The following is a 9,986-nucleotide window of genomic DNA, read 5'->3' on the forward strand; positions in this document are numbered from 1 at the left end:
GACCGCGGTGGTCTGGCCGAGGCCTTCCTGGGTGGTCTGGAACACCGCCTCATAGGTCAGCGTGCCCGAGCGCGAGACGATGCCGACATTGCCGGCCTTGAAGATGTTCGCCGGCATGATGCCGATCTTGCATTCGCCCGCCGTCATCACGCCCGGGCAGTTCGGCCCGATCAGCCGCGACTTCGATCCGGACAGCGAGCGCTTGACCCGCACCATGTCGAGCACCGGGATGCCTTCGGTGATGCAGACGATCAGCGGAATTTCCGCATCGATCGCCTCGCAGATCGCATCCGCAGCCCCCGGCGGCGGCACGTAGATCACACTGGCGTCGGCGCCGGTCTTTGCCTTCGCCTCTTGCACGGTGTCGAACACCGGCAGCCCGAGATGCATCATGCCGCCTTTGCCCGGCGAGGTGCCGCCGACCATCTTGGTGCCATAGGCGATCGCGGCTTCGGAGTGAAACGTGCCGTTCTTGCCGGTGAAACCCTGGCACATGACTTTGGTGTTTTTGTCGATCAGGACGGACATGATTTAGCGCCTCTGCGGCTCCAGCCGCTTATTTGGAATTGAGCGTGACAAGCGAAGTGCAAGAACGGAGCAGGAAGAAATTATCAAAGCGATGAAAGCCGCGAAAAATGTCGGCGAAGGAACAACCAAAATTAAGCTCTCGCAAAAAGCTTTTTGTTTTTCATCGGTGCCGGGACAAAAGGTTGCCCAGTCGTAAAATTCATGTGCGACTACGAGCGCAAGCGCTATCACGACGAATAATCCTACCGATATTCCGACGCGTTTTCCCGCGCGTCGAGCAATCCACCACTCGAATTTCGCCAGCAGCAACGCCAGTGCCAAAAGCATGATGCTAACGGCGGTTTGCGGGATGCCGGCTAGCATTACGCCGCGTCCTTCACTGCCTTGACGATCTTCTGCGCCGCATCGTCGAGATCGTCCGCCGGCAGCACGTTCAGCCCCGACTCCCGGATGATCTTCTTGCCGGCATCGACGTTGGTGCCCTCCAGCCGCACCACCAGCGGCACCTTCAGGCCGACTTCCTTGACCGCGGCGACCACGCCTTCGGCGATGATGTCGCATTTCATGATGCCGCCGAAGATGTTGATCAGGATGCCCTTCACATTGGGATCGGCCGTGATGATCTTGAACGCGGCGGTGACCTTGGCCTTGTCGGCGCCGCCGCCGACGTCGAGAAAATTCGCCGGGCTCATGCCGTAAAGCTTGATGATGTCCATGGTCGCCATTGCGAGCCCGGCGCCGTTGACCATGCAGCCGATGTTGCCGTCCAGCGTCACGTAATTGAGGTCGTATTTCGACGCCTCGATTTCCTTGGCGTCCTCCTCGGTCTCGTCGCGCAACGCTATCACATCGTGATGTCGGTACAGCGCGTTGTCGTCGAACGACACTTTTGCGTCGAGCACGCGCAGTTCGCCCTGCTTGGTCACGACCAGCGGATTGATCTCGAGCATCGCCATGTCCTTGGCGGTGAACGCCGTATAAAGCTGCGTCACCAGCTTTTCGGCCTGCTTGGCGAGATCGCCACTTAATTTCAGCGCTTTGGCAACAGTACGGCCGTGATGGCCCATGATGCCGGTGGCGGGATCGACCGAGAACGTAACGATCTTCTCCGGCGTGTTGTGCGCGACCTCCTCGATGTTGACGCCGCCTTCGGTGGAGACCACGAACGCCACTTCGGAAGTTTCGCGGTCGACCAAGATCGAGAGATAGAACTCCTTGTCGATGTCGGAGCCTTCTTCGACGTAGAGGCGGTTGACCTGCTTGCCTTGCGGGCCGGTTTGTACCGTCACCAGCGTCGCCTCTAACATCTGCTCGGCGAACTCTATGACCTCGTCTACCGATTTCGCAATCCGGACACCGCCCTTGCCCCCAGCGGACGTCTCCTTGAATTTGCCCTTGCCGCGGCCGCCGGCGTGGATCTGGCTCTTGACCACCCAGATCGGGCCGCCGATCGTTTTCGCGGCGGCATACGCGTCGTATGCCCGCAGTACCGGCACGCCCTTCGATATCGGCACGCCGAACTCGTGCAGCAGCGCCTTGGCCTGGTATTCATGGATGTTCATCTGGAGGCTCTCCGACCCTCGTGCGGTGAATTGGGGCAATTCACACCAATTTGCGGCTGGCATACCATATACCACGGAAGATGCCAATCGCGATGTGCCGCTTGGTCCAAAACCCGGACCCCGAATTTCGGCGCAAGTGCCGAAAATCGATTTATTATTGGCGAGCTTTCCCGATCAGCGGCCGAGCAGGTCCGGCGCGATCTTCTTGCAGGCATCGACCAGGCCCTGCACCGCGCCGACCGACTTGTCGAACGCCTCACGATCCTTGCCGGCGAGGTCAATCTCGACAATACGCTCGACACCTTTCGATCCGATGACACAGGGCACGCCGACATACATGTCCTTGACGCCGTATTCGCCGGAAAGATAGGCCGCACATGGCAGCACGCGCTTCTTGTCGCGCAGATAACTCTCCGCCATCGCCACCGCCGAGGCGGCCGGCGCATAAAACGCCGAACCGGTCTTTAGCAAATTGACGATCTCGGCGCCGCCATTGCGGGTGCGGTCGACGATCTCGTCAATGCGCGCCTGCGACGTCCAGCCCATCTTGACCAGGTCGGGCAGCGGAATGCCGGCTACGGTGGAGTATTTCACCAGCGGCACCATGGTGTCGCCGTGGCCGCCGAGCACGAAGGCGGTGACGTCTTCGACGGAGACGTTGAATTCGTCGGCCAGGAAATAGCGGAAGCGCGAGGAATCCAGCACGCCGGCCATCCCCACCACCTTTTTGTGCGGCAGCCCGGAGGCTTTTTGCAGCGCCCACACCATGGCGTCGAGCGGGTTGGTGATGCAGATGACGAAGGCGTCGGGGGCGTATTTCTTGATGCCGGCGCCGACCTGCTCCATCACCTTGAGATTGATGCTGAGCAGATCGTCGCGGCTCATGCCGGGCTTGCGCGGCACGCCGGCGGTGACGATGCAGACCTGGGCGTTATCCAGCGCCTCGTAGGAATTGGCACCGATGAAATGCGTGTCGAACCCGTCCACGGGAGAGGATTGCGCGATATCCAGCGCCTTGCCCTGCGGGATGCCCTCGGCGATGTCGAACATCACCACGTCGCCCAGTTCTTTCAGGCCGATCAGGTGAGCCAACGTTCCACCGATCTGACCGGAGCCGATCAAGCCAATCTTGTCACGCGCCATGGAAATCTGTCCTTTGAACCCGAAGGAGAAGAAGGTGGGATGCTGGGGGTGGTGGTTATCCCTTTCGACGGAGCCGTTCAAGCCGGGGCGCGCTCAATTGTTGGCCGTACCGTAACTTCGGTCAGGTGCCCCAAGCCCCGCCGTCATTGCGAGGACCACATGCGACGAAGCAATCCAGTCGGAGCCCGGGGGCTCTGGAATTGCTTCGTCCGCTTGGCTCCTCGCAATGACGGTGTATGCCTCACGTCTCCACCAACCCCGTGCTCGACCCGCTGGCCGCGGAATCCTTGCGGCCGTGCGGCAGCGCCAGGTAGGATTTCGAACTCATCTCTATCAGGCGCGACGAGGTTCGCTTGAATTCGCTGGCCTCAACGCCGTCGGTGGCGCGATACAGCGACGCCGGATCGGCTTCGGCTGAGGCCATCAGCTTCACGGCGTTGTCATAGAGCGTATCGATCAGCGAAATGAAGCGCTTCGCGGCGTTGCGCCGTTCGTAATCCATCACCGGAATGCGGTCGATCAGGATGGTGTGATAGTCGTGCGCGAGCCGCAGGTAATCCGACGCACCGAGCGGCTTTTCGCACAGATCGGCGAATGAAAACCGCGCCACGCCCTGGGTCGAACATGGCACATGCAGCACGCGGCCCTTGATCGAGATGTCGCGCGGCTTGCACGGCGCGCCGCCGGTCATCTTCGCCCATGCCTTGTCCAGCGCGGCGTCGGCACAGCTATCCGCCGGCACCAGCCACATCTTCACGCCGACCAGCTTTTCCAGCCGGAAATCAGTGCGGGCCACTAACCGCAGCACGTCCATATGCGCCGATATCTGTGCGATGAACGGCAGGAACAGCGCGCGGTTAAGCCCGTCCTTGTAGAGGTCTTTCGGCGCGACGTTGGACGTTGCCACCACCACGGTGCCGAGTTCGAACAATTTTGCGAACAGCCTCCCCAAGATCATCGCATCCGCGATATCGGTGACGTGAAATTCGTCGAAGCACAAAAGCCAGGCCTGGTCGAAAATCGATTCGGCGGTGAGCGCGATGACGTCGCCGTCGGCCATCTCGCCGCGCGCGATGTTCTGCCGAAAACCGTAGATGCGCTCATGCACGTCGGCCATGAATTCGTGAAAATGCGCGCGGCGTTTGTGGGCGACCGCGCTGTGCTGGAAGAACAAATCCATCAGCATGGTCTTGCCGCGGCCGACCTCGCCGTGGATGTAAAGCCCGCGCGGCGGCGCCTCGTCCTTGTCGGCGAACAGCCGGCCGAGCAGACCCTGCTTGCGCGCGGGCTTGTAACGCGCCAGCCGTTGCTCCAGCCCGCCCAACGCCTCGACGGCGCGCGCCTGGGCGGCATCGGCCTCGATCGCGCCGGAGGAGACCAGAGCCCGATAATGGGCGCGGAACGAGGCGGGCGGGGACATGACGCCCTCTTACGGCCTCAGCGCGCGCGAAATTGCAAGCCGCGAATTGGTGGGTGCAGCCGTGCCCCGGACGCAGCGCAGCGCCATAAGCGCGTTTACGCGCGTCTTCGACGCGCTATGGCTCTTCGCGAAGCGGTGCGCTGCCGAGCCGGGGCCCAGCTTGTTTGTGATCGAAGAAAGCGGGGTCCGGGCTCTGCGAAGCGGCATGAACAATGCCGCATCGCGTCCGGGACACGCTAGGCGCTCAGCGCGTAGGAATCCTCGACCACATAGGGCCCGCCGCCGGTGGAGGCGCGCGAGGAGAACAGCACGAAGCGCGAGGCCATGAAGCTGCGGGTCGGGAAATAGCCGCGCACCGACAGATAGTCAGCGACGTCGCGGTTCGACGCGTCGCGCAGTCTTGCCAAGGTGACATGCGGAATAAACTTGCGCCCCTCGGGATCGAGCCCGAAGCGTTGCATCAGCCGCTCGAGTTCGGCCTGCAATTCCATCAACGGGCGGCTGGGGACCACGGAAGCCACCACCGCCCGGGGCTTTTTTCCGCCGAAACTCGACAGTCCCTGCAGCGAGACTTCAAATGGCTTGCGATTGATGCGCTCCAGCGTATGCGCGATTTCGTTGGCCGCGACGCCGTCGATATCGCCGATGAAGCGCAAGGTGACGTGGTAATTTTCGGGGTCGATCCAGCGCGCGCCCGGAAGGCCGCCGCGCAAATTGGAGAGCGTCTGGCCGATCTCGGCCGGTATTTCCAGACCCGTGAACAAACGCGGCATCGCAAAACTCCCGATGCTGAATTCCGGTGACGAATCACCGATACAAGTTTCTAGCGCAGTTCTGTGATCCTGCGAAGCAGCCGACGCCGCGAGAGCCAAAACGTTCCGGGAAAACGCGACGTTAGGGTTATCGTTGCCTCGGGTTTCAATTGCGCTGCCGCAGGATCGGGCTCAGGAATGCCTCGACCGTGGGCAGGATATTTTTCACGATCGTATCGACGCCCTCCGCGGTCGGGTGCAGCCCGTCGGCCTGATTGAGCTTTGCATCGGTGGCGACGCCCTCCAGGAAAAACGGATACAGCGGCACCGAGAAGGTTTTCGCCAGATCCGGATAGATCGCGTTGAACCGCGCTGAATAATCGGCGCCGTAATTGGGCGGCGCGAACATCCCGCAAAGCAGGACCGCGATCTTGCGCGCGTGCAACCGCGTCAGAATTTCCGTTAACGCGGTTCGGGTGACCTTGGAGTCGATGCCGCGCAGCGCATCGTTGGCGCCGAGTTCGAGGATCACGGCCTCAGTTCCTTCAGGAACCGACCAGTCGAGCCGGTCGCGGCCGCCGGAAGCGGTGTCGCCGGATACCCCGGCATTGATCATATCAACCTCTATCCCCTTGGCTTTCAAGGCTTTTTGCAGCCGTGCGGGAAACGCCGCGGACCCGGAAAGACCAAGGCCCGCGCTCAAGGAATCGCCGAGCACGACCATCTTGACCGGTTTGACTGCCGGAGTTTGCGCCGATGCAGGCTGCGACACGGACAAAGCGACAGCCAGCAGGCAAAGAAAGCTGCGCACCGGCCCCTCGACCGCCGCAATGAAAATGCCATATGAACCCCGCATGCACAGTCTCATCGAACCTTCGTCCCTGGCAGGCTCGTCAAGCCTGCAGCCGGACACCATTTTAATCTCCAACGTCAATCTTTCGCTCGGTAGCGGTGCTGCTCGCGTCCATATTCTCAAAGATATCAGCCTGCGGGTCGCGCCCGGTGAAGCGATCGGGCTGATCGGACCGTCAGGGTCGGGGAAGTCCACGCTTCTGATGGTGATGGCCGGGCTGGAGCGTCCCGACAGCGGAGAGGTGGTGGTCAACGGCACCCCTTTCAATGCCCTCGACGAGGACGCGCTGGCGCGGTTTCGCGGCCGCCATGTCGGCATCGTCTTCCAGTCCTTTCATCTGATCCCAACCATGACCGCGCTGGAGAATGTCGCGGTGCCGCTGGAACTGGCCGGCAGTCCCGATGCATCGGAACGCGCCGCGCGCGAACTTCAATCGGTTGGCCTCGGCGACCGGCTGCACCATTACCCGACGCAACTGTCCGGCGGCGAACAGCAGCGCGTCGCGCTCGCCCGCGCGCTGGCGCCCGATCCCGCCATCCTGGTGGCGGATGAGCCGACCGGAAATCTCGACGAAGCCACCGGCAAGCAGATCGTCGATCTGCTGTTCACCAAGCACGCCGAGCGCGGCATGACCCTTGTGCTGGTGACCCACGACAGCGCGCTGGCGCAGCGCTGCGACCGCGTGGTGCGGCTGCGCTCCGGCCATATTGACGGGCCGGCCACCGATCGGCACTGGGTCGAGACGGCCTGATTCCATGAGCATCGCATCGGAACGCCCCTACCGCGGCCGCGCGTCATCGCTCGCCCTGCGGTACGCGCTGCGCGAATTGCGCGGCGGCCTGCGCGGGTTCTATGTGTTCATCGCCTGCATCGCGCTCGGCGTGATGGCGATTGCCGGGGTCGGCTCGGTGGCGGCAAGCTTAAGCGAGGGCCTCGCGCGCGAGGGCCGCACGCTGCTCGGCGGCGATGCTGCGTTCTCGCTGATCCAGCGGGAAGCCAAGCCCGACGAGGTCGCGTTTCTGCGCTCGCGCGGAACGGTGTCGGTGGCGGCGACGCTGCGCGGCATGGTGCGGACGCAGGACGACCGGCTGGCGCTGGTCGAGCTCAAGGCTGTGGACAACAGCTATCCGTTGCTCGGCAAGGTGACGCTCGATCCGAACATGCCGGTGCCTGATTTGCTGGCCGAGCGCGACGGTGCGTTCGGCGCCGCCGCCGATGCGACGCTGCTGGCGCGGCTCGACCTGAAGACCGGCGACCGCGTCAACGTCGGCAGCGCGACGTTCCAAATCCGCAGCGCGGTCGGCGCTGAGCCCGACAGGCTCGCCGGCGGCGTCGGGTTCGGGCCGCGCTTCCTGGTCAGCGAAGCGGCCTTGCGCGCGACCGAATTGTTGCAGCCCGGCAGCCTGGTGCGCTGGATCTATCGCGTCAAACTCCCGGACAACGCGGCCGACGACCGCGCTGCGCAGACGCTGGCCGCCGACGCGCGAACGGCGCTGCCGGAAGCGGGGTGGGAAATCCGCACCCGCAGCAACGCCTCGCCGCAGCTGGAGCGCACCATCAGCCGTTTCACGCAGTTTCTCACGCTGGTCGGCCTCGCAGCCCTTTTGGTCGGCGGCGTCGGCGTCGCCAACGCGGTGAAAAGCCACATCGACCGCCGCCGCGACGTCATCGCGACCTTCAAGGCCGTCGGCGCCACCGGCCGCGACGTCTTCACGATCTATCTGACCCAGGTGATCGTGCTTGCGGTGATCGGCTCGCTGATCGGTCTCGCCGCCGGTGCCGCGCTACCTTATCTGATCGTCGGCCTGTTCGGTAGCTTGCTGCCGCTGCCGGTGGTGCCGGCGCTGCATCCGGGTCAACTGGCGTTGTCGCTGGTCTATGGCCTGTTGACCGCGCTCGCCTTCGGACTGTGGCCGCTCGGCCGCGTCCATGACGTGCCGGTGGCGGCGCTGTTTCGCGAAGCGGTGACCAGCGAATGGCACCGCCCGCGCTGGCGCTATCTTGCCTTGATGGCCGTGGTGATCTTAGGCCTGATCGGCATCGCGATCGGGCTCGCTTACGACAAGCGCGTGGCGGCGGCGTTCGTCGCATCGTCCATCGTGGTGTTCGCGCTGCTGCGCGGCATCGCCGCCGGATTGATGGCGCTGGCGCAGCGCCTGCCGCGCTCGCGTCTCACCATGCTGCGGCTGGCGATCGCCAATATCTACCGTCCCGGCGCGCTGACGCCTTCGGTGGTGATGTCGCTTGGCCTCGGCCTCGCGGTGCTGGTCACCATCACTCAGATCGACGGCAATCTGCGCCGCCAGTTCATGGCCGCGCTGCCCGACCGCGCGCCGTCGTTCTACTTCATCGATATTCCCACCGCCGAGGCCCACCGCTTCGGCGCATTCCTGAAAGCGCAGGCGCCGCAATCGACCATCGAGGACGTGCCGATGCTGCGCGGGCGCATTGTCGCCGCCCGCGGCGTGAAGGCCGAAGATCTGAAGCCGTCGGCGGACGCCGAATGGGTGCTGCAGAGCGACCGCGGCCTGACCTACACCGGGGAAGTCCCCAGGGGCTCCAAGGTGGTCGAAGGCAAATGGTGGGAGCCCGATTACGACGGACCGCCGCTGGTATCGTTCGAGAAGAAGCTCGCCGACGGGCTCGGGCTCAAAATCGGTGACGAGGTGGTCGTCAATGTGCTCGGCCGCGACATCTCGGCGACCATCGGCAACATGCGCACCGTGGACTGGCAGAGTCTCGGCATCAATTTCGTGCTGGTGTTCTCGCCGCACGCCTTCAAGGGCGCGCCGCATACCAATGTCGCGACCCTGACCGAGGCGCATTCCGACCCGGCCGGCGATGCCAAAATCATCAAATCGGTCGCCGACGCGTTTCCAATGGTGACCAGCGTGCGGGTCCGCGAGGCGCTGGAAACCATCGGCGCAGTGGTCACCAACCTGGTGCTGGCGATCCGCGGCGCCAGCGCGGTGACGCTGATCTCCGCCATTCTGGTGCTGGGCGGGGCGCTGGCCGCCGGCCACCGCCACCGGGTTTACGACGCGGTGATCCTGAAAACCTTAGGGGCCACCCGCGCGCGGCTGCTCGGCGCCTACGCGCTGGAATATCTGATGATCGGCCTTGCCACTGCGATCTTCGGAGTAGCCGCGGGCTCGGTTGCGGCGTGGCTGATCGTGACCCGGCTGATGACGCTGGGCTTCATCTGGCAAGCCGGCAGCGCCGCGGGGGTCGTCGCGGCGGCGCTCATCGTCACCGTTGGACTGGGTCTTGCCGGCACGCTGGTAGCGCTGAACCAGAAGCCGGCGACCGTGCTGCGGAATTTATGACAATATGTAGCAGCCGGGCGGCCATGCCGATATCGTACCCTAGCCCTGAGAAAAGCCGGTTTCCTTGCGCCGCCGACGTTTACTTCGCTTAGCGATGTCAGTACCTAGCGACATTCAGCCGCGCATGGAAGCTTGCGGAGAATGTGTTAGTTTACCACATACCAGCTTGGGTCGGACGCCGGCCTGATGACACAAGATTAATGTCAGCAAACCCGGCGTCCGGGATAGATTTCGAACTGGCGGCGCAAACCCGCAAGCCTTGCCAGACAACCAACGGGAATTCGACCATGTCGGACCTAGACCGTAACTACGCTTCGCCCTTCGGCCGGGCCGCCGGGCGTACTGACGCCGCAGCCGTCGATGCCGGTCTGCGCGCCTACATGCTGCGCATCTACAACTACA

At 63.5% G+C, this 9,986-nt stretch carries 9 protein-coding genes and 1 pseudogene; 3 read left to right on the plus strand and 7 right to left on the minus strand.

Annotation, left to right across the window (positions count from 1 at the left end; translation table 11 throughout):
* From VGP39_RS00270 to VGP39_RS00300, 7 genes are all read right to left on the minus strand, one after another.
* On the minus strand, window positions 1-528 hold a 528-nt coding region (locus VGP39_RS00270; protein WP_414644533.1), incomplete at its 3' end, for a succinate--CoA ligase subunit alpha.
* Between the two features lie 3 nt (window positions 529-531).
* Entirely contained in the window at window positions 532-891 is a 360-nt protein-coding gene (locus VGP39_RS00275; protein ID WP_327566112.1) for a hypothetical protein, read from the minus strand.
* Window positions 891-2,090, minus strand: coding sequence for an ADP-forming succinate--CoA ligase subunit beta (gene sucC, locus VGP39_RS00280; RefSeq protein ID WP_327566113.1), 1,200 nt, complete (start codon window positions 2,088-2,090; stop codon window positions 891-893). Before sucC ends, VGP39_RS00275 begins: the two co-directional genes overlap by 1 nt.
* Before the next feature lie 174 nt (window positions 2,091-2,264).
* Window positions 2,265-3,233: a malate dehydrogenase gene (mdh, locus tag VGP39_RS00285; RefSeq protein WP_327566114.1), complete on the minus strand. Its 969-nt coding sequence runs from the start codon at window positions 3,231-3,233 to the stop codon at window positions 2,265-2,267.
* Between the two features lie 241 nt (window positions 3,234-3,474).
* The gene (zapE, locus tag VGP39_RS00290) at window positions 3,475-4,653 is read right to left on the minus strand and encodes a cell division protein ZapE (RefSeq protein ID WP_327566115.1); all 1,179 of its coding nucleotides are present in this window, start codon (window positions 4,651-4,653) and stop codon (window positions 3,475-3,477) included.
* A 236-nt stretch (window positions 4,654-4,889) separates the two neighbouring features.
* Complete coding sequence (thpR, locus tag VGP39_RS00295) at window positions 4,890-5,426, minus strand: RNA 2',3'-cyclic phosphodiesterase (RefSeq protein WP_327566116.1); 537 nt, start codon at window positions 5,424-5,426, stop codon at window positions 4,890-4,892.
* 145 nt (window positions 5,427-5,571) lie between these two features.
* Window positions 5,572-6,129 (minus strand): arylesterase, encoded by a 558-nt coding sequence (locus VGP39_RS00300; RefSeq protein WP_414644534.1) that lies wholly within the window; start codon window positions 6,127-6,129, stop codon window positions 5,572-5,574.
* Window positions 6,130-6,259: 130 nt separating this feature from the next.
* On the opposite strand from VGP39_RS00300, the gene VGP39_RS00305 reads away from it, so the two are divergent.
* The 3 genes and pseudogenes from VGP39_RS00305 to VGP39_RS00315 form a co-directional block, all read left to right on the plus strand.
* Window positions 6,260-7,009 carry an ABC transporter ATP-binding protein gene (locus tag VGP39_RS00305; protein ID WP_327566118.1) on the plus strand — a complete coding sequence of 250 codons (750 nt, stop codon included), beginning with the start codon at window positions 6,260-6,262 and terminating at the stop codon, window positions 7,007-7,009.
* Window positions 7,010-7,013: 4 nt separating this feature from the next.
* Window positions 7,014-9,584, plus strand: a complete 2,571-nt coding sequence (locus tag VGP39_RS00310) for an ABC transporter permease (protein WP_327566119.1) — start codon at window positions 7,014-7,016, stop codon at window positions 9,582-9,584.
* A gap of 287 nt (window positions 9,585-9,871) precedes the next feature.
* Window positions 9,872-9,986: pseudogene (locus tag VGP39_RS00315) on the plus strand (BAX inhibitor (BI)-1/YccA family protein); the annotation flags it as partial.

Source organism: Bradyrhizobium sp. (assembly GCF_036009065.1).
GTDB lineage: Bacteria > Pseudomonadota > Alphaproteobacteria > Rhizobiales > Xanthobacteraceae > Bradyrhizobium.

What these genes read in the sequence shown, in the direction of transcription:
- VGP39_RS00300 (WP_414644534.1), bottom strand. Translation starts at nt 6,129, where the DNA reads ATGGTCGTGCTCGGCGATTCCTTGAGCGCGGGCCTTGGTCTTTCCGGG.
- VGP39_RS00275 (WP_327566112.1), bottom strand. Translation starts at nt 891, where the DNA reads ATGCTAGCCGGCATCCCGCAAACCGCCGTTAGCATCATGCTTTTGGCA.
- VGP39_RS00310 (WP_327566119.1), top strand. Translation starts at nt 7,014, where the DNA reads ATGAGCATCGCATCGGAACGCCCCTACCGCGGCCGCGCGTCATCGCTC.
- sucC (WP_327566113.1), bottom strand. Translation starts at nt 2,090, where the DNA reads ATGAACATCCATGAATACCAGGCCAAGGCGCTGCTGCACGAGTTCGGC.
- thpR (WP_327566116.1), bottom strand. Translation starts at nt 5,426, where the DNA reads ATGCCGCGTTTGTTCACGGGTCTGGAAATACCGGCCGAGATCGGCCAG.
- VGP39_RS00305 (WP_327566118.1), top strand. Translation starts at nt 6,260, where the DNA reads ATGCACAGTCTCATCGAACCTTCGTCCCTGGCAGGCTCGTCAAGCCTG.
- mdh (WP_327566114.1), bottom strand. Translation starts at nt 3,233, where the DNA reads ATGGCGCGTGACAAGATTGGCTTGATCGGCTCCGGTCAGATCGGTGGA.
- zapE (WP_327566115.1), bottom strand. Translation starts at nt 4,653, where the DNA reads ATGTCCCCGCCCGCCTCGTTCCGCGCCCATTATCGGGCTCTGGTCTCC.